The organism is Vogesella facilis, from assembly GCF_042648525.1.
GTDB classification, from domain to species: Bacteria; Pseudomonadota; Gammaproteobacteria; order Burkholderiales; family Chromobacteriaceae; genus Vogesella; species Vogesella facilis.
In genome coordinates, this window is record NZ_JBHRXN010000036.1 from 111,121 (window position 1) to 129,355 (window position 18,235).

General features: G+C 66.8%; 17 protein-coding genes and 2 pseudogenes. 13 read left to right on the top strand and 6 right to left on the bottom strand.

Translation table 11 applies throughout. The features are described 5' to 3' along the window. Window positions 1-37: 37 nt before the first annotated feature. Window positions 38-214 (top strand): annotated as a pseudogene (locus ACFOLG_RS15870) (cadherin repeat domain-containing protein); the annotation flags it as partial. Between the two features lie 5 nt (window positions 215-219). Here ACFOLG_RS15870 and ACFOLG_RS15875 read toward each other — a convergent pair. Next, window positions 220-414: a hypothetical protein gene (locus ACFOLG_RS15875; protein WP_386094808.1), complete on the bottom strand. Its 195-nt coding sequence runs from the start codon at window positions 412-414 to the stop codon at window positions 220-222. Between ACFOLG_RS15875 and ACFOLG_RS15880 the strand changes: the two are divergent. From ACFOLG_RS15880 to ACFOLG_RS15895, 4 genes and pseudogenes are all read left to right on the top strand, one after another. Then, a pseudogene (locus tag ACFOLG_RS15880) lies at window positions 347-904 on the top strand (Ig-like domain-containing protein); the annotation flags it as partial. The gene ACFOLG_RS15875 and the pseudogene ACFOLG_RS15880 overlap by 68 nt on opposite strands. A 159-nt stretch (window positions 905-1,063) precedes the next feature. Continuing rightward, window positions 1,064-2,737, top strand: a complete 1,674-nt coding sequence (locus ACFOLG_RS15885) for a type I secretion C-terminal target domain-containing protein (RefSeq protein WP_386094789.1) — start codon at window positions 1,064-1,066, stop codon at window positions 2,735-2,737. Window positions 2,738-2,889: 152 nt separating this feature from the next. Beyond that, window positions 2,890-3,786: an alpha/beta fold hydrolase gene (locus ACFOLG_RS15890; protein ID WP_386093587.1), complete on the top strand. Its 897-nt coding sequence runs from the start codon at window positions 2,890-2,892 to the stop codon at window positions 3,784-3,786. 84 nt (window positions 3,787-3,870) lie between these two features. After that, on the top strand, window positions 3,871-4,956 hold the full coding sequence (locus ACFOLG_RS15895) for an aminotransferase class I/II-fold pyridoxal phosphate-dependent enzyme (RefSeq protein WP_386093590.1): 1,086 nt from the start codon (window positions 3,871-3,873) through the stop codon (window positions 4,954-4,956). A 155-nt stretch (window positions 4,957-5,111) separates the two neighbouring features. Here ACFOLG_RS15895 and ACFOLG_RS15900 read toward each other — a convergent pair whose 3' ends face one another. Next, the gene (locus ACFOLG_RS15900) at window positions 5,112-5,969 is read right to left on the bottom strand and encodes a MurR/RpiR family transcriptional regulator (protein WP_386093593.1); all 858 of its coding nucleotides are present in this window, start codon (window positions 5,967-5,969) and stop codon (window positions 5,112-5,114) included. Between the two features lie 183 nt (window positions 5,970-6,152). Here ACFOLG_RS15900 and ACFOLG_RS15905 point away from each other — a divergent pair, with 183 nt between their 5' ends. From ACFOLG_RS15905 to eat, 5 genes are all read left to right on the top strand, one after another. Continuing rightward, window positions 6,153-7,520, top strand: a complete 1,368-nt coding sequence (locus ACFOLG_RS15905) for a glutamine synthetase family protein (protein WP_386093596.1) — start codon at window positions 6,153-6,155, stop codon at window positions 7,518-7,520. A 1-nt stretch (window position 7,521) separates the two neighbouring features. Then, window positions 7,522-8,907 carry an aldehyde dehydrogenase family protein gene (locus ACFOLG_RS15910; protein WP_386093599.1) on the top strand — a complete coding sequence of 462 codons (1,386 nt, stop codon included), beginning with the start codon at window positions 7,522-7,524 and terminating at the stop codon, window positions 8,905-8,907. A 56-nt stretch (window positions 8,908-8,963) separates the two neighbouring features. Next, window positions 8,964-10,130, top strand: coding sequence for an iron-containing alcohol dehydrogenase (locus ACFOLG_RS15915; RefSeq protein WP_386093601.1), 1,167 nt, complete (start codon window positions 8,964-8,966; stop codon window positions 10,128-10,130). Beyond that, window positions 10,123-10,830: a gamma-glutamyl-gamma-aminobutyrate hydrolase family protein gene (locus tag ACFOLG_RS15920; protein WP_386093604.1), complete on the top strand. Its 708-nt coding sequence runs from the start codon at window positions 10,123-10,125 to the stop codon at window positions 10,828-10,830. The genes ACFOLG_RS15915 and ACFOLG_RS15920 overlap by 8 nt, the downstream gene beginning before the upstream one ends. A gap of 234 nt (window positions 10,831-11,064) precedes the next feature. Further along, complete coding sequence (eat, locus tag ACFOLG_RS15925) at window positions 11,065-12,495, top strand: ethanolamine permease (RefSeq protein WP_386093607.1); 1,431 nt, start codon at window positions 11,065-11,067, stop codon at window positions 12,493-12,495. 98 nt (window positions 12,496-12,593) lie between these two features. On the opposite strand, the gene hslO is transcribed toward eat, so the two are convergent. From hslO to ACFOLG_RS15940, 3 genes are all read right to left on the bottom strand, one after another. Next, window positions 12,594-13,472 (bottom strand): Hsp33 family molecular chaperone HslO, encoded by an 879-nt coding sequence (gene hslO, locus ACFOLG_RS15930; RefSeq protein ID WP_386093610.1) that lies wholly within the window; start codon window positions 13,470-13,472, stop codon window positions 12,594-12,596. Next, complete coding sequence (locus tag ACFOLG_RS15935) at window positions 13,469-14,053, bottom strand: MFS transporter (protein ID WP_386093612.1); 585 nt, start codon at window positions 14,051-14,053, stop codon at window positions 13,469-13,471. Before ACFOLG_RS15935 ends, hslO begins: the two co-directional genes overlap by 4 nt. A 108-nt stretch (window positions 14,054-14,161) precedes the next feature. Beyond that, complete coding sequence (locus tag ACFOLG_RS15940) at window positions 14,162-14,365, bottom strand: hypothetical protein (protein ID WP_386093615.1); 204 nt, start codon at window positions 14,363-14,365, stop codon at window positions 14,162-14,164. Between ACFOLG_RS15940 and ACFOLG_RS15945 the strand changes: the two genes are divergently transcribed. The 3 genes from ACFOLG_RS15945 (at window position 14,364) to ACFOLG_RS15955 (ending at window position 17,717) form a co-directional block, all read left to right on the top strand. Then, complete coding sequence (locus ACFOLG_RS15945) at window positions 14,364-15,224, top strand: class II glutamine amidotransferase (protein WP_386093618.1); 861 nt, start codon at window positions 14,364-14,366, stop codon at window positions 15,222-15,224. The two genes, ACFOLG_RS15940 and ACFOLG_RS15945, sit on opposite strands and share 2 nt — an antisense overlap. A 79-nt stretch (window positions 15,225-15,303) precedes the next feature. Further along, on the top strand, window positions 15,304-17,112 hold the full coding sequence (locus ACFOLG_RS15950) for a putative nucleotidyltransferase substrate binding domain-containing protein (protein WP_386093621.1): 1,809 nt from the start codon (window positions 15,304-15,306) through the stop codon (window positions 17,110-17,112). Further along, window positions 17,109-17,717, top strand: a complete 609-nt coding sequence (locus tag ACFOLG_RS15955) for a 3'-5' exonuclease (protein WP_386093624.1) — start codon at window positions 17,109-17,111, stop codon at window positions 17,715-17,717. The genes ACFOLG_RS15950 and ACFOLG_RS15955 overlap by 4 nt, the downstream gene beginning before the upstream one ends. A gap of 126 nt (window positions 17,718-17,843) precedes the next feature. On the opposite strand, the gene ACFOLG_RS15960 is transcribed toward ACFOLG_RS15955, so the two are convergent. Continuing rightward, on the bottom strand, window positions 17,844-18,218 hold the full coding sequence (locus ACFOLG_RS15960) for an oxidoreductase (protein ID WP_386093626.1): 375 nt from the start codon (window positions 18,216-18,218) through the stop codon (window positions 17,844-17,846). Window positions 18,219-18,235: the final 17 nt, after the last annotated feature.

Genomic DNA, 18,235 nt, shown 5'->3' on the forward strand with positions numbered 1-18,235 from the left:
CGTCGGCCCCAGCGACAGCAATGCTGCGGCCAACCTGGTGCTGGAGAATGCCGCCATCGGCGCCACGGTCGGTTTGGCCGCCTTCGCCAGCGATGCCGATGCCGGTGGCCAAGCCATTACCTATTCGCTGAGCGACAACGCCGGCGGCCGCTTTGCCATCAACAGCACTACCGGCGTGGTGACGGTGGCCGGCGCGCTCGACTACGAAACCGCCAGCAGTCACAGCATCACCGTGCTCGCCACCAGTGCCGACGGCTCGAGCAACAGTGCCAGCTTCGTCATAGGTGTGGCCAATGTGAACGAGGCGCCCGTCATCACCTCCAATGGTGGCGGTGCCAATGCCACGGTGAACATTGCGGAAAACGGCACGGCGGTGACCACGGTCGCCGCCACCGACCCAGATTCCGGCACCATCCTGACCTACTCCATATTCGGTGGTGCCGATGCCACCAAGTTCAGCATCAACGCCAGCAACGGTGCCCTTTCGTTCGTCAGTGCCCCCAACTTCGAGGCCCCCAACGACGTCGGCGGGAACAACATTTACGATGTGATTGTCAGGGCTTCGGATGGAACATTATTTGATGAGCAGGCAATTGCCGTAACTATTACCAACGTGGATGAAGTCGCACCCACCCTGATCATCACGCAAAACCCAGCCAACCTGCCAAACAACCAGGGCAGTACAGTCACGATTACGTTCACATTCTCTGAGCCCGTAACCGGATTCACATTGGCTGATATCGTTAGCAGCAGTACCAACAGAGCCACTATTTCAAACCTGGTCGCAACGGCAGATCCACTTGTTTATGAAGCCACCGCTACACGTGGCCCAAATAATGGTTCTGTAAGTGTCTCTGTCGCTGCGGGTTCATATGCCGATTTGGCAGGCAATCCTGGCGCCGGTGCCGCCAAAGCTTTGCCCGCCGGCATTGCCGGCGAGCCGATCAACCTCGCCTTGCCTACACCAAGCGAACACTCTGGCCCAGTCACGCTAACCATCAGCAACCTCCCTGCTGACTGGGTCCTAAGCGAAGGCACTCGCAACAGCAACGGCAGCTGGACGGTGGTGATCAGTGATCCGTCCGCCCTCACCGTCACCACGCCCTCCGACTACGCCGGCGCCCTGGTGCTGAACGTAAACATGAGCTGGACCAACGCCGATGGCACCACCGGCAGCATGTACGTAGCCGACAACGTGGAAGCCTACGCCCCCGGCTCGCCGATCTTCGCGCTGTCCAGCGATGACAATCTCACCGGCTCGTCGGCGGCCGATACCTTCGTGTTCGCCCAGCCGATGGGCAATAACGTGATCTACAACTTCGATGCGGCCAACGACAGGATCGACCTGATCGGCTTTGCCGGCGTGGGCAGCCTGGCCGACCTGCAGATCGGCGACGATGGCAACGGCAATGCGCTGATCAGCATCGGCAGTGGCCAGAACATCACCATTCGCGGGGTGGATGCGGCCAGCCTGAGTGCGGCCAACTTCCTGTTCAACCAGGTGCCGGAAATCCACAACGCCGGGGTGATGACCATTGCCGACGGCGCCATCCTGCCGCTGGGCGGGGTAATGGACAATAGCGGCAGCATCGTGCTGGGGGCCGCCGGCGGTGACGCGCGGCTAGAGGTGCTGGTGGAAAGCCTGACGCTGCAGGGCGGCGGGCAGCTGGTGCTGTCGGACGATGCAAACAATATCGTGTTCGGCGGGGCCGCCAACGCCACGCTGATCAACGTGGACAACACCATCAGCGGTGCCGGCCAGCTGGGCGGCGGGCAGATGACGCTGGTGAACCACGCCAGCATCATCGCCGATGGCAGCAATGCGCTGCTGCTGGATACCGGCAGCAACAGCATCGTCAACAGCGGCCAGCTGCAGGCCAGTGGCGACGGCGGCATGGTGGTGACCAGCAGCCTGGAAAACAGCGGCAACCTGTGGGCCAACGACAGCTCGCTGCAATTGCAGCAGGCGGTTAGCGGCCAGGGCAGCGCGCTGATCTCCGGGGCCGGCAGCATCGATTTTGCCGCCGCAGCCGACAGCGATGTGAGCTTTGCCGATGGCAGCCACGGCCTGCTGCAGCTGGACGATGCGGCCAACTTCAGCGGCCGCATCATCGGCCTGGAAAGCGGCGCGCAGCTGGAGCTGGCGGGGCTGGCCTACCAGAGCGGACTGCAGCTGGACTACATCGGCAACGATGACGGCATCAGCGGCCGGCTGCTGATCAGCAATGGCAGCGACAGCAGCAGCCTGACGCTGATCGGCCACTACCAGGCCGGCGACTTCCAGCTCGGCAGCGATGCCGCCGGGCATACCGTGGTCAACACCAGCCAGGTCGACAGCGGCACGGTGATCGGCACCGCCGGCAATGACACGCTGAGCGGCGGTGACGGCAACGACATCCTGCTGGGCGGCGCCGGCCACAACACGCTGAGCGGTGGCGCCGGCAGCGACAGCTTCGTGCTGCTGCGCAGCGACGGCAACGCGCTGGATACCATCACCGATTTCGACAGCAGTGACGGTGGCGACACGCTGCACGTCGGCGATCTGCTCAGCGGCTACCAGCCGGATGCGGCCAACCAGTTCCTGAGCCTGCGCGAGGAGAACGGCAGTACCGTAATCAGCATCGACCGCGATGGTGCCGGCAGCCAGTACCAGATGCAGGACATGGTGATTCTGCAAGGCAGTACCGGTATCGACATGAGCACGCTGCTCAAGCACGTGGACACCAACCCGCTGTAAGCCGCTGCCGGCCAAGACTCGACACCCCGCCCCGGCGGGGTGTTTTTTTGGGCCGGCGCCATGCTGAAAACGCTGTTCTGCCCAGCCGGCTGTGCGCCTCCCCCGCCCTTGCGTACACTGCGGCCATTCCCTTGCCGCCCAAACCGCCCCCGATGACCGACACCTACCTCCCCCGCCGCCTGCCGCGTAGCGAGCGGCTTAGCCTGAACGGCCACGATTACCACGTGCTGCGCTGGGGTGCGCCGGACGCGCCGCTGCTGTTCCTGCTGCACGGCTGGATGGATTGCGCCGCCAGCTTCCAGTTCACCGTCGATGCGCTGGACGACGGCTGGCAGGTCATCGCGCCAGACTGGCGCGGCTTTGGCGACAGCGCCTGGAACAGCGGCAGCTACTACTCGCCGGACTACCTGGCCGACCTGGACGCGCTGCTGCAGCACTACAGCCCGCACGCTGCGGCCAACCTTGCCGGTCACAGCATGGGTTCGATGGTGGCCGGGCTGTATGCCGGCATCCGCCCGGAACGGGTGGCCAAGCTGGCGCTGCTGGAAGGCTTCGGCCTGGCGCCGTCGCGGCCGGTGGAGGCGCCGGGGCGCTACGGCAACTGGCTGAAGGAAAAACGCCAGCCGCCGGCGTTCGCGCCGCTGCAGGGGCTGGAGGAACTGGCGCAAAAGCTGCAGGGGCGCAATGCCTGGCTCACGCTGCCGCGCGCCCGCTACATGGCCGCCGCGCTCAGCCGCCAGCAGGACGGCGCGCTGCACTACCGCGCCGACCCGCGCCACAAGATGGTGAACCCGGTGCTGTACCGGCTGGAAGAAGCCATGGCCTGCTGGCGGCGCATCAGCGCGCCGGTGCTGTGGGTGGTGGCGGCCGCGGCCATGGAAACGCCACTGGCGCGCGGCATCGCCACCACGCTGGACGAGCGCCGCGCCTGCTTTGCCCGGCTGCAGGAAGTCACCATCGCCGACGCCGGCCACATGCTGCAGTGGGAGCAGCCGGAAGCCCTGGCCGCGCAGCTGCAGCGCTTCTTTGCTTATGAACAATCGTCATAACCTGCGCCGCCGGCATCCCGTAAAGTTTTCCGCCTGCACAATGCCCAACCCGGCGGCCCGCCGCCCCAGCCCACGGACTAGCCCATGACCCGCTTCGCCCGCCACCTGCAGGATGTCACCATCAGCAACCCGTTTCCCGGCCTGCCGCGGCTGGAGGCACTGATCGGCCGCCGCATCGTCAGCCGCATCGGCTCCAACGAAAGCATGGCCATCGCAGAGCACACCGTCAGCCAGCAGTGGGGCGAGGCGCTGTACGAGCTGGCGCGGCTGTACCCGGACCCGTACGCCGGTGCGGTGCGCCAGCGCGCCGCCGCCCTCAACGGCGTGGCTGCGGCCAACGTGGTGGTGGATGCCGGCGCCGACAGCCTGATCGCGCTGTTCCTGCGCGCCCGCGTCAGCCCCGGCGAGGTGGTGGTGTGCACCGCCGGCACCTACCCCACCTTCCGCTACTTCGCCGAAGGCGTCGGCGCGCGCATCGTCGAGGTGCCGTATGCCGAAACCGAGGGTGTGCTGCACAACGACCTGCCGGCGCTGGCGCGCGCCGCGCGCGAGCACGATGCCGCACTGTTGTACCTGGCCAACCCGGACAACCCTACCGGCACCTTCCAGCACACCGACGCCGTGCGCACCCTGCAAAGCCAGCTGCCGGCCGACTGCCTGCTGCTGCTGGACGAGGCCTATATCGATTTCTGCGCCGACAGCGAGCGCCAGGGCGTGCTGCCAGGCACCGCCCGCCTGCGCACGCTATCCAAGGCGCACGGCCTGGCCGGGCTGCGCGTCGGCTATGCCATCGCACCGGAGGAGTGGATCGCCAAGGCCGACCAGATCCGCACCCAGTTCGTCGTTTCCAGCGTGGCGCAGGCCGCCGCGGTGGCGGCGCTGGAGCAGCCAGAATGCAGCGCGCGGCTGATTGCCGACACCCTGCAGCTGCGCGACAAGTTGGCCGCAGCGCTACAGGCTAGCGGCCTGCAGCTGCTGCCATCGCATACCAACTTCGTCGCCATCGTCTACCCGGATGCCGCCAGCGCGCTGGCGCGGCAGCAGGCGCTGCTGGCGCAGGGCGTGGCCGTGCACCGCCCGCCGCACCCGGCGATGCAGCATGTGCTGCGCGTCACCGCGCACCCGGATGCGCTGCAGGCCGCGGTGCTGGCCACGCTGCGCCAGCCGTGAGCCACCACCTACCGGCCTGAGCGGCCGGGCTGACGCGGCGGCAGCCAGCACAGCCCGGCGCCACGCCGCGGCAAGCGCAGCCAGCAAAAAACCGGCCATCACGGCCGGTTTTTTGCATTGGCGCTGCGTACGCAGGCGGCGGCGGCGCGGGCCGCTCAGCCGCCCTCGCCCAGCGCCGCGCGCATCTGCTCCAGCTCCTGCAGCCGGTCGTGGATGTCGCCCCAGTGGCGGGTGTTCACCGCCGCGATCAGCGCGTCGATCAACATCAGCAGCGGGGTGTTGGCGTCCCAGCCGGCCGGGCCGGCGGTATGCGCCGCCAGCGTGTATTTGGCGCAGCGCGACACCGGCGACAGCCACTGGTCGGTGAACAGCACCACCTGCACCTTGCGCTGCGCCGCCATCTCCGCCATGCGCTGGGCGTCCTGCCAGTAGCGGCGGATGTCGAACACCACCAGCACGTCGTGCTTGTCCATGTCCACCAGGTGATCGGCCCAGCTGGCCGGCAGCGCGCGCAGCTGCGTCACCTGCGAGCGCACCACTTTCAGGTGATGCGCCAGATAGGCCGCCAGCGGCTCGGTAAGGCGGCCGCCCAGCAGCCAGATCCGGCGCTTGGGGTCGGCCAGCAAGGCCACCGCGCCGTCGAACTCCGCACTACTGACGTTGGCCGCCGTCTGCTGCATCAGCTCGCTCTGCCGCCGCACGAAGCTGGCGAGAAAATCGGTGCTGCCCTCCTCCGGCGTGGCCTCGCGCCGCACCAAGGGCGACTGCAACCGCGCCTCCAGCTCGCCGCGCAGGGTGGCCTGGAACGCGGTGTAGCTGTCGAAACCCAGCTTGCCCACCAGCCGCAACACGGTGGGGCCGCTCACCTCCACCCGCGCCGCCAGCTGGGCGATGGTCTCCAGCCCGGCGACCGGGTAATTGGCCAGCAACACGCGCGCGATCTTGCGTTCGGTGGGGGTGAGCTTGTCCATTTCGGTGCGCAGCAATTCTGCAACAGAGCGGTTGGGTCCCATATGACGTCCTTGTTTCCAGCATTGGCGGTACTTGTCGACAGTTTGGCGGATGCACCGCGAGAGGGCAACGTAATTTTTATTACATTTAACACCTTGCAATAAATTTTTCTAACGTCTACTACTATGCACAGAGGGCAACAAAACCGCCCCGGATGACTGCAAAGAGAAAAGAGAGAGGAAATCATGGAACCGCATAAGGTAAGGACCGCAGACGATCTGCGCACGCTGATCCAGCAGCGTGACCTCAAGCAGATCAAGGTCGGCTTGTATGACCTGGACGGCGTCATGGCCGGCAAGTATATGTCGCGTGAGAAGTTCCTGTCCGCGCTGGACGGCGGCTTCGGTTTTTGCGATGTGGTGTTCGGCTGGGACGTGGGCGACAAGTTGTACGACAACACCAAGCTCACCGGCTGGCAGCGCGGCTACGCCGACGCCCAGGTGCGGGTGATTCCGGAAAGCTGCCGCGAGCTGCCGCTGGAAGGCAATATGATCCTGCTGCAGGGCGAGGTAACCGGCCGGCTGGAAGGGCTGTGCCCGCGCGCGCTGCTGCGCCGGGTGCTGGAACGTGCGGCCAACCTTGGCTTCGAGGCGATGGCCGGCATCGAATACGAGTTCCTGGTGGCCGACGAGAGCAACGAGGCGCTGCTCGGCCGCAGCTACCAGGACATCAAGCCGCTGGGCCGCGGCGCCTTCGGCTACTCGGTGCTGCGCAACTCGGTGAACACCGAGTTCTATCACGGCCTGATCCAGCTGTGCGAGGCGATGGACATGCCGCTGGAAGGCTTCCACGAGGAAACCGGCCCCGGCCAGCTGGAAGCCGCGCTGGGGGTGGAAAAAGCGCTGCGCGCCGCCGACAACGCCGCGCTGTTCAAGACCTTCGCCAAGGTACTGGCGCAGAAGCAGGGCCGCACCGCCAGCTTCATGGCCAAGTGGCACCAGGAATATTCCGGCCAGGGCGGCCACATCCATATCTCGCTGAAGAACGCCGCCGGCAACAATGCCTTCTACGACCCGGCGCAGCCGGGCAACATCAGCCGCACCATGCGCCACTTCATCGGCGGCCTGCAGCAGCTGATGCCGCAGATCGCCTGTCTGGCGGCGCCCACCATCAACAGCTTCCGTCGCCTGGTGCCCGGCTACTGGGCGCCCACCACCGCGCTGTGGGGCATCGACAACCGCACCGTGTCGCTGCGCGCCATTCCCGGCAGCAACAAATCGCAGCGCGTGGAATACCGGCTGCCCGGCGCCGACTGCAACCCCTACCTGGCGCTGGCCAGCGCGCTGGCCGCCGGCCTGCACGGCATCGAGCACGAGATCGAGCCGGACGAGGCGATCACCGGCAACGGCTACCTGCTGGATGTGGCGCCGGAACGCCGCCTGCCGCGCTCGCTGTGGGAGGCCGCACAGACGCTGAAGCAGTCCGCCGTGGCGCGCGACTGGCTGGGCGACGATTTCGTCGACCACTTCGCCGCCACCCGCGAGTGGGAGGAACGCGAGTTCCAGCGCCACGTCACCGATTGGGAATTGAACCGCTACTTCGAGATCATCTGATATGAGCCAGCATTTTTCCGTTATCTCTCCGGTGGACGGCAGCGAGCTGCTGCAACGCCCCTACCACGACGCCGCCAGCGTGCGCGCCACGCTGGATGCGGCCAACCTTGCCGGCCGCAGCTGGCGCCAGGTCAGCCTCACCGAGCGCAAGCAGATGGTTGGCCGCGCGGTGGACGAACTGGTGGCGCGCAAGGAGCGCATCGCCGAGGCCATCACCCGCCAGATCGGCCGCCCCATCAGCCAGTCGCCGGGCGAGGTGCGCGGCCTGGAAGAGCGCGCCCGCACCATGATCGAGCTGGCCGAACAGGGCCTGGCCGACGTGCAGCCCACACCCAAGGCCGGCTTCGAGCGCTTCCTGCGCCGCGAGCCGCTGGGCACCGTGCTGGTACTGGCGCCGTGGAACTACCCCTTCCTCACCGCCATCAACACCATCGTGCCGGCGCTGGTGGCCGGCAACACCGTGATCCTCAAGCACTCCAGCCAGACCCCGCTGGTGGCCGAGCTGTTCGACGAGGCGTTCAAGGCCGCCGGGCTGCCGGCCGGCGTGTTCCAGATCCTGCATCTGGACCATGCCGCCACCCTGCAGCTGGTGGCCAGCGACGGCATCGACTTCGTCGCCTTCACCGGCTCGGTGGAAGCTGGCCGCACCGTGCAGCGCGCCGCCGCCGAGCGCTTCATCGGCCTGGGGCTGGAGCTGGGCGGCAAGGATCCGGCCTATGTGCGCGAGGACGCCAACCTGGCCTCCGCCATCGAAAACCTGGTGGATGGCGCCTTCTTCAACTCCGGGCAATCCTGCTGCGGCATCGAGCGCATCTACGTACACCAGCGCCACTACGATGATTTCGTCGCCGGCTTCGTCGAACTCACCAAGGGCTACCGCTTCGGCAACCCGCTGGATGCCAACACCAACCTCGGCCCGATGGTGCGCGCCAGCGCCGCCGCCTTCGTGCGCCAGCAGACGGCCGAGGCCATCGCCCAGGGCGCCACCGCGCTGATTCCGCCCGGCCACTTCGCCGCCGATGCGCCGGGTACTGCCTATCTGGCACCACAGGTGCTGGTGAACGTGAACCACGGCATGCGGCTGATGAGCGAGGAAAGCTTCGGCCCGGTGATCGGCATCATGCCGGTAAGCGGCGACGAGGAAGCGCTGCGGCTGATGAACGACAGCCGCTACGGCCTCACCGCCTCGCTCTGGACCGCCGACCGCGACGCCGCGCTGCGCCTGGGCGAGCGGCTGGAGACCGGCACCGTGTTCATGAACCGCTGCGACTACCTGGACCCGACCCTGGCCTGGACCGGGGTGAAGGACACCGGCCGCGGCGTGTCGCTGTCGGTGCTGGGCTACAGCCAGCTCACCCGCGTCAAATCCTTCCACTTCAAAGACTGATCATCGTTTCCGCTGCGGCCAACGTTGGCCGCAGCTCGCGCACAAGGACACGCATCATGCAACTGAAAGGCAACTGGAACTACCCTACCGCCATCCGCTTCGGCGCCGGCCGCGCCAGCGAACTGCCGGCCATGTGCGCCGAGCTGGGCATCAAGCGCCCGCTGCTGGTCACCGATTCTGGCCTGGCCAAGCTGCCGCTGATCGCCCGGCTGCTGGACTACCTGCACAGCGCCGGCCTGGCGGCCAACGTGTTCAGCGACCTGCGCCCCAACCCGGTGGGCCGCGATGTGGATGCCGGCGTGGCCGCCTACCAGGCCGGCGGCCATGACGGCGTGATCGCCGTCGGCGGCGGCAGCGCGCTGGACGTGGGCAAGGCCATCGCGCTGATGGTGGGGCAGGATCGCCCGCTGTGGGACTTCGAAGACGTGGGCGACAACTGGACCCGCGTCAACGTGGCCGGCGTGGCACCCACCATCGCGGTGCCCACCACCGCCGGCACCGGCTCCGAAGTTGGCCGCGCCTCGCTGATCATCGACGAAAACGGCCACCGCAAGGTCATCATCTTCCACCCGTCGATGCTGCCCAAGCTGGTACTGGCCGACCCGGAACTCACCTGCGGCCTGCCGCGCCACCTCACCGCCGCCACCGGCATCGATGCCTTCGTGCACAACCTGGAAGCCTACTGTTCGCCGTTCTACCACCCCATCGCCCAGGGCGTGGCGCTGGAAGGCATGCGCCTGGTGCACGACTGGCTCCCAGCCGCCTGCGACAACGGCAACAACGTGGAAGCGCGCTCGCACATGCTGGCCGCATCGATCATGGGTGCCACCGCGTTCCAGAAAGGCCTGGGCGGCGTGCATGCGCTGGCACACCCGATCGGCGCGCACTTCGACACCCATCACGGCCTGGCCAACGCCATCCTGCTGCCCTATGTGCTGGTGAAGAACCGCCCGGCCATCGAAGAGCGCATCGAGGCCGCCGCGCGCTACATCGGCCTGGCCGATGCCAGCTTCGACGGCTTCCTGAACTGGATCCTGCAGCTGCGCGCCACGCTGGGCATCGCCCACAGCCTGAGCGAGATCGGCATCGGCAGTGAACACGCGGCGATGATCGGCCGCGACGCCAAGCAAGACCCGAGTGACGGCGGCAACCCGCTGCCGCTGTCCGCCGATGATTATGCGGCCATCTACCTGGCCGCCTGCGAGGGCAAAGTCCATGGCTAAACCGGTAATTGGCCTGACCACCTACCCGCCCGGCCCCGGCCACGGCCCGCACACCCCGGAGCTGTATGTGCAGGCGGTGGTACGCGCCGGCGGTGCGCCGGTGCTGCTGCCGCATGTCGGCGCCGACATGGTGGATGCCTGGCTGTCGCGGCTGGACGGCGTGGTGCTGATCGGCGGCGGCGACATCGAGCCGGCGCGCTACGACGGCGGCGAGCACCCCACCATCTACAACCTCAACCCGGCGCGCGACGACACCGAGCTGGCACTGACCCGCGCGGTGCTGGCCAGCAAGCTGCCGACGCTGGCGATCTGCCGCGGCCTGCAGCTGGTGAACACCGTGCTGGGCGGCACCCTGCACCTGCACCTGCCGGACGTGGTGGGCGAGGACACCCTGCACCGCGCCCCGCCGCGCGAGCCGGTGCCGCACCCGGTGCGGGTACAGCCCGGCAGCTGCCTGGCCGGCCTGCTGGGCGAGCACAGCGAGTCGGCGTCCTGGCATCACCAGGCGATAGACCAGCTGGGCGAAGGCCTGCAGCCGGTGGCGTGGGCGCCGGACGGGGTGATCGAGGCAGTGGAGCTGCAGGGCAACCCGCAGCTCACCGCGGTGCAATGGCACCCGGAGATCACCGCCGCCGACGACACCCGCCAGCAGGCGCTGTTCGACCACCTGGTGCGCCTGGCCGCCAGCCAGGCGACCTGACCCCGCCAGCCCAACCCTCACCCCCGTTGCCCCGCCCGGCCGTAGCCCGCTACCGCCAGGCGTGGCCCCGGGCTTGCCGGCGGGTTTTGCCGGCCAGACGGCAGTAACGCAGTAATTCGCGACGGTCGTGCGGGACAGCCACGGCCGCCGCGCCACGCCAGAGCCGGCAGCAGACCGGACAGGCCAAGCGGCGCAAGCCAATGTGCAAGACGATTAGGATCAAAGGAGAAATTCATGGAGAAGCAAAAGGTCGTACGAGAGCTGAAACCCAGCCTCAAGACCATTCATCTGTGGGGTATCGCTGTTGGTCTGGTGATCTCCGGGGAGTATTTCGGCTGGAGCTACGGCTGGGCCAGCGCCGGTACGCTGGGGTTCCTGGTCACCTCGCTGCTGATCGCGGCGATGTACACCACCTTCATCTTCAGCTACACCGAGCTGACCACCTCGATTCCGCATGCCGGCGGCCCGTTCGCCTATGCGCGCCGCGCCTTTGGCCCCACCGGCGGCTTCATCGCCGGCGCCGCCACGCTGATCGAGTTCGTGTTTGCACCGCCGGCCATCGCGCTGGCGATCGGCGCCTACCTGAACGTGCAGTTTCCGGGCTTGGACCCGAAAGTGGCGGCGGTGGGCGCCTACCTGGTGTTCATGACGCTGAACATCCTCGGCGTGCAGCTGGCGGCCAACTTCGAGCTGTTCGTCACCGTGCTGGCCATCGGTGAGCTGCTGGTGTTCATGGGCGTGGTCACCCCCGGCTTCTCGCTGGCCAACTTCAGCGCCAACGGCTGGGCCGGCGGCAGCGAGCTGAACCATACCGCGCTGCTGGGCATCCTGGCTGCCATCCCGTTCGCCATCTGGTTCTTCCTCGCCATCGAGGGCGCCGCCATGGCGGCGGAGGAAGCGGAAGACCCGCGCCGCACCATCCCGAAAGCCTATATCGGCGGCATTCTCACCCTGGTGGTGCTGGCGGTGGGGGTGATGATCTTTGCTGGCGGCGTCGGCGACTGGCGCAAACTGGCCAACATCAACGACCCGCTGCCGCAGGCGATGAAGGCGGTGGTGGGCGACAACAGCGGCTGGATGCACATGCTGGTGTGGATCGGCCTGTTCGGCCTGATCGCCAGCTTCCACGGCATCATCATGGGTTACTCGCGGCAGATTTTCGCACTGTCCCGCGCCGGCTTCATGCCGGGCGTGTTCGCTCGCGTGCACCCGCGCTTCAAGACGCCGCATCTGGCCATCATCCTCGGCGGCGTCGTCGGCATCGCCGCCATCTTCAGCGACGAGTGGATCAGCTTCGGCGGCCAGACGCTGACCGCCAACATCATCACCATGTCGGTGTTCGGCGCGCTGGTGATGTACATCATGTCGATGCTGAGCCTGTTCCGCCTGCGCCGCAACGAACCGCGGCTGGAGCGCCCGTTCCGCGCGCCGTTCTACCCGCTGTTCCCGCTAATCGCGCTGGTGATCGCCACCGTGTCGCTGCTGACCATGGCCTGGCTCAACCAGCTGGTGTTCGCGGTGTTCGTCGCCGCCATGGTGGCCGGCTACGGTTACTTCCTGGCCACCAAGGCGCAGCGTGATGCAGCGCCGGAGGACGACATGCTGGAAAGCCGCCCGGACAACGCCGCCGCGCTGCGCGCGTCGCTGGCGCCGGGTCAGGACTGAACGGTAGCGTAGTGCAGTAAACAACAAGGGCCGCGCAAGCGGCCCTTGTCGTTGGTGACGGGCATGGCGGCCTGCGGCCAACCTTGCCGCCGCCAGGCTCAGTGGCGCGGCTGCTCGCCGCGCACCGCCTCGATCACGTCCATGCCGAACAGGGCGTTCACCTCGTCCTCGTCGAACACGTAACGTTGGCCGCAGTATTCGCAGCCCACTTCGATGGAGCCCTGCTCCAGCACCACTTCGGCCACTTCCTGGCCGCCCAGCAGCTTGAGCATGTCGCCGACACGCTGTTCGCTGCAGTTGCAGGCGAAGCTCACTTCTTCCGGCTCGAACACGCGCACCTGCTCTTCGTGGTACAGGCGGTGCAGGATGTCGTGCGCGTCCAGGCCCAGCAGCTCGTCCGGGCGCAGGGTGTCGGCCAGCACCGTCAGGTGCTGCCAGGCGTCCGGGTCGCCGTGGCCGTCCGGCAGGCGCTGCAGCAGGAGGCCGGCGGCGGTGTCGTCGTTGCAGGCCAGGATCAGGCGGCTGTCCAGCTGTTCGGAACGCTGCAGGTAGTGCTGGATCATGGCGGCGATGCTGTCGCCTTCCAGCGCCACGATGCCCTGCCACGGCTCGCCGTCCTTCGGCTCCAGCGTCAGCACGCAGGTGCCGCCCTCGCCCAGCAGCTCGGCCAGCGGCGCGTCGTGGATGTGGGCGTCGTAGCGCGCGGTGGCGCGCACGGTGCGCTCGTTGGTGCACTCGGCCACCGCCAGGCGCAGCGCGCCCTTGCCGTGCAGCTGCATGATCAGCGTGCCGTCGAACTTGAGGTTGGCCGCCAGCAGCGCGCTGGCCGCCAGCATCTGGCCCAGCACCTGGCGGATGGCCGGCGGGTAGTCGTGGCGGGCCAGCACCTGCTGCCAGGCGCCGTCCATGCGCACCAGCGCACCGCGTACCGGCGCGCCGTCGAACAGGAAGCGTTGCAGATTGTCGTGTTGGCTCATGAATGCTTGTCCTTGTCGGTAGATATCGAATAAAGCGTCAGCGGCAGCGAGGAGCTGGCGTCGAACTCGCAGGCGGCCTGCACCGCGCGCTCGGCGATCTGCGCCGCGGAAAGCGGGCTGTCGTACAGCACCTGCATGGCGCCCATGGCGAACTTGCGCCCGGAGCCGATCGCCCAGTAGCGCGCGAACTGGTACACCTCGCGCATCGGGAACACCCCGAAGATGCCGTGGGCGTTGGCCACCAGCACCATCATCTGGCTGGATTCGTACGGGTCTTCCTCGTCCTCCTCCGGACGCAGGAAGAAATGATCCTTCAGCTTGGGGTGAATCTTGCGGAAGGTTTCGAACAGCCCGGCGCGGCTGCTGAGGTCGCGCGACTTCAGCCCCTTCAGCGCCGACTGCAGCACCAGGTCGTGCGCGGCGGAGCCGGCGATGGCCAGGTAGTTGTCGCCGATGCGGAAGATCTTGTCGTGGAACACATCGTAGCCGGCCAGCAGCTTGTGCTCGTCGCTGAACGTGGTCTGGGTATCGGCCGCAATGGCGACCTGGCCGTCCTTGCAGACAACGACTATGGTGGTCATGACAGGCTCCGGTTACGCGGGCAAACGCCATAGATAGGGGCTACGGCGGCAAACTGCAAGTACGGACAGCCTCGAAAAAATCCGGCTTTCGTCGCGATACTGCGTTGCTCACAAAAAAGGCCTTCTTACATATCGATCATATGCTGCGTCGGCATTTTTTATTCGCGCCTTGTCTAGCCTGGAAATCCGGTTTTTTCGAGCCGCCCTGCCCAGACCGTCATTATCGCCCGCCCCCGCCATGCGGCCAACCTTGGCCGCGGCGGCAGTTCGTGAAAAAATGGTGACATCCACACCCGCCACGGTAATTCCCATGTGCCAGCTGCTGGGCATGAACTGCAATACGCCCACCGACATCCTGTTTTCCTTTGAAGGCTTTCATCGCCGCGGCGGCCTCACCGACCACCACGCCGACGGCTGGGGCATCGCCTTTTTCGAAGGGCGCGGCGTGCGGCTGTTCCTCGACGACAAGCCGGCCGCCGATTCGCCGGTGGCCAGCCTGGTGCGCCAGTATTCGATCAAGTCGAAGAACGTGATCGCCCATATCCGCAAGGCCACCCAGGGCGAGGTGAACCTGACCAACTGCCACCCGTTCCAGCGCGAGCTGTGGGGGCAGTACTGGATCTTCGCCCACAACGGCAACCTGCTGGATTTTGCCCCGACGCCGGGCAGCCACTACCAGCCGGTGGGCAGCACCGACTCGGAGCGCGCCTTCTGCTACCTGCTGGAAACCCTGCGCCAGCGCTGGTGCCAGCCGCCGGCGCTGCCGGAGCTGTTCGCCGCGGTGGAAACGTTGGCCGCAGAGCTGCGCAGCCACGGCGTGTGCAATTTCATGCTGTCCAACGGCGAATGGCTGTTCGTGCACTGCTCCACCAAGCTGCATTACATCGTGCGCCAGGCGCCGTTCCCCACCGCGCACCTGGTGGATGACGACGTGACCGTGGATTTTTCCACCGTCACCACGCCGCAGGACCGGGTAGCGATCATCGCCACCGTGCCGCTGACCGACAACGAGTACTGGACGCCGCTGCAGGACGGCGAGCTGATGCTGTTCGCCGACGGCCTGCCGCTGCTGCACAGCATCAGCAGCCCGCCCACCCGCGTCGATGCCGCCAGCTGCGACAGCGCCTGCGGCGCGGATGCCGCAGCCAAAGCTGATCCAGCGCAAAACTGACCACATCCGTCGCCACTGACATGGCGACGGCGGCCGGCGGCCGTTTATGCTGCAAGGGTGTCCCGTACGGAGTACCCGCATGTCCCGCTTCGACTTCTCCCACCCGCCGTTTACCCACCTGAGCAATGCCGAGCGCCAGACGCTGGAAAACGCCGCCGACATCGTGTTCTTCGACGACGAAGAGCTGATCCTGTCCCCCGGCAAGCCGGTGGATGCGCTGTACGTGGTGATCAAGGGTGTGGTGCGCGAAATGGCCGACGACGAGGTGATCGCCGTCTACCGCCAGCGCGACACCTTCGATGCCCGCTCCATGGTGGCCGGCCACACCAGCACCCGCTTCGTGGTGCACGAGGAGGCGCTGGTGTTCGCGCTGCCGCGCGACACCGTGCTGGCGCTCACCGACAGCAATCCCAGCTTCGGCGCCTTTTTCTTTGCCAGCATCTCGCAGAAATTCGGCGCCATGGCACGCGAATCCGGCAACCGCGAGCTGCAGACCCTGCTCACCGCCACCGTGCGCGACGCCTGTTCGCGGCTGCCGGTGTTCGCCGAAGGCGGCGACAGCATCCTCGACGCCGCACGGCTGATGAAGCAGCGCAAGAGCAAGTCGATCCTGGTGCGCCACGGCGAGCGCCTCGGCATGTTCACCACCACCGACTTCCGCGACATCATCCTGACCGCCACGCCGTCGAGCACGCCGCTGCATCAGGTCTGCCACTTCGACCTGATCACCGTCGATATCGACGATTTTCTGTTCAACGCGCTGCTGACCATGACCCAGCGCAACATCCGCCGCCTGGTGGTGCTGGAGCGCGGCGAGCCGGTGGGCATCCTGGCGCAGGTGGATATCCTGTCCTATTTCTCCAACCATTCGCACCTGATCGCGCAGCGGCTGGACCGCGCCGAATCGCTGGACGAGCTGGCCGCCATTGCCGAGCAGATCACCCGTCTAGTGAGCATCCTGTCCAGCCACGGCGTGAAGGCGCCGCAGCTGGGGCGGCTGGTGCAGGCGCTGAACGCGCGGCTGTTCGAACGCGCCTGGCAGCTGATCGCACCGGCCGAGCTGGTGGCCAACAGCTGCCTGCTGGTGATGGGTTCGGAAGGCCGCGGCGAGCAGATCCTGAAGACCGACCAGGACAACGCGCTGCTGATCCGCGACGGTTTCGAGCATCCGGCCATCGCCGGCGCCTGCCAGACCTTCAGCGACACGCTGGCACGCTTCGGCTACCCGCCCTGCCCCGGCGGCATCATGGTGCGCAACCCGGAATGGTGCCGCCACGAGCAGGCGATGCGCGACCAGCTGTACCGCTGGGTGCTGACACCGGACGGCGATGCACTGATGAAGCTGGCGATCTTCATCGACGCCGAGGCGGTGGCCGGCGACCACAGCCTGCTGGCGCAATGCCGGCAGTATCTGAACAGCCTGCTGTCCGACGATGAAAGCTTCTACGCCCGCTTCGCCCGCGCCATCGAGCAGTTCGACACCCCGCTGGGCTTCTTTGCCCAGTTGCTGACCAAGGAGAAGGACGGCGCCGCCACGCTGGACATCAAGAAAGGTGGCATTTTCCCCATCGTGCACGGCATCCGCGCGCTGGCACTGCGGCATGGCATCGGCGCCTGCAATACCTTCGAGCGGCTGCAGCTGCTGGCCGAACGCGGCCTGCTGGAGCGCGAGCTGGCCAACGATGTCGGCGAGGCGCTGTCCTTCCTGCTGGGACTGCGGCTGAGCCACGGCCTGGCCGAGCTGGCCGATGGCCGCAGCGCCAGCAATCTGATCCACCCGGAACGGCTGTCGACGCTGGAGCGCGACCTGCTGAAAGACGCGCTGGCACTGGTGAAACGCTTCAAGGGCTATCTGCGCCACCACTTCCGCCTGGGAGCCATCGCATGATGCCGATGCTGAAACGCCAGCTGGCGCGCTGGCGGCTGAAAGACCCGGCCTTCGCCTATCTGCTGGACGCAGACGACAGCGAGGTGGTGAGCGTGGATTGCGAAACCACCAGCCTGAACGTGCGCGAGGCCGAGCTGTTGTCCATCGGCGCGGTGAAGATACGCGGCCAACGTATCCTCAGCAGCGAGGCATTCTACGTGCTGGTGAAACCGGAACGCCGCCCGGAGGCCGGCAGCGTGAAGATCCACGGCCTGCGCCCGCGCGACGTGTCGGAGGGCTTGTCGCCGCTGGAGGCGGTAACGCAGCTGCTGGCCTTCATCGAAGGGCGACCGCTGCTCGGTTACTACCTGGAGTACGACGTGGCAGTGCTGAACAAGTATGTGCGCGAGCTGGCCGGCATCGGCCTGCCCAACCGCCAGATCGAGGTGTCCGGCCGCTTCTACGACTACAAGATCCGCCAGCAGCCGGACAGCAATGTGGACCTGCACATGGCCACGCTGATCGACGAGCTGGGGGTGCCGGCGCTGCCGCGCCACGATGCGCTGAACGATGCCATCACCGCCGGCATGATGTATCTGGCGCTGAAGAAACGCGGCTTCGGCTAGGCTGCGCCGCAGCTTGCGGCCAACGTTGGCCGCAGGCGCTGGCGGTGGCAGGCATGAAAAAAGGAGGGCCGTAGCCCTCCTTCAACATTGCCGGCCAGTCGCGGAACCGGCAATGGCACTAAACCATCAGTAACCGAGCGACTCGTGGCGGGTCTGCACCAGCTTGCCGGCCGACAGCGACATCAGCAGCAGCGCAATGCGCTCGTGCATGATCACGGTGTGATTGTTGCCGGCGAACTGCATGAAGCGGCGCAGGTCTTCGCGCACTTTGCGCGAGCCGGTCAGGTCGATGATGATATCCACCCGCTCGCCCTGCTCCGCCAGTTCGATGAAGTTGTCCGTCACCGGAATGCCATGCGACTGGACCAGCGCCACGCCCGGCAGCGCCGGATTAAGCTCGGCCACCCCCACCAGCTCGACAAAGTCCGATGCCAGCAACTGCTTCAGCAGCGGGGTTGCGGTCTCGCCCGCCCCCACCATCGCTACGCGAATTTTTTCCATCTCGACCCCAACTCGTG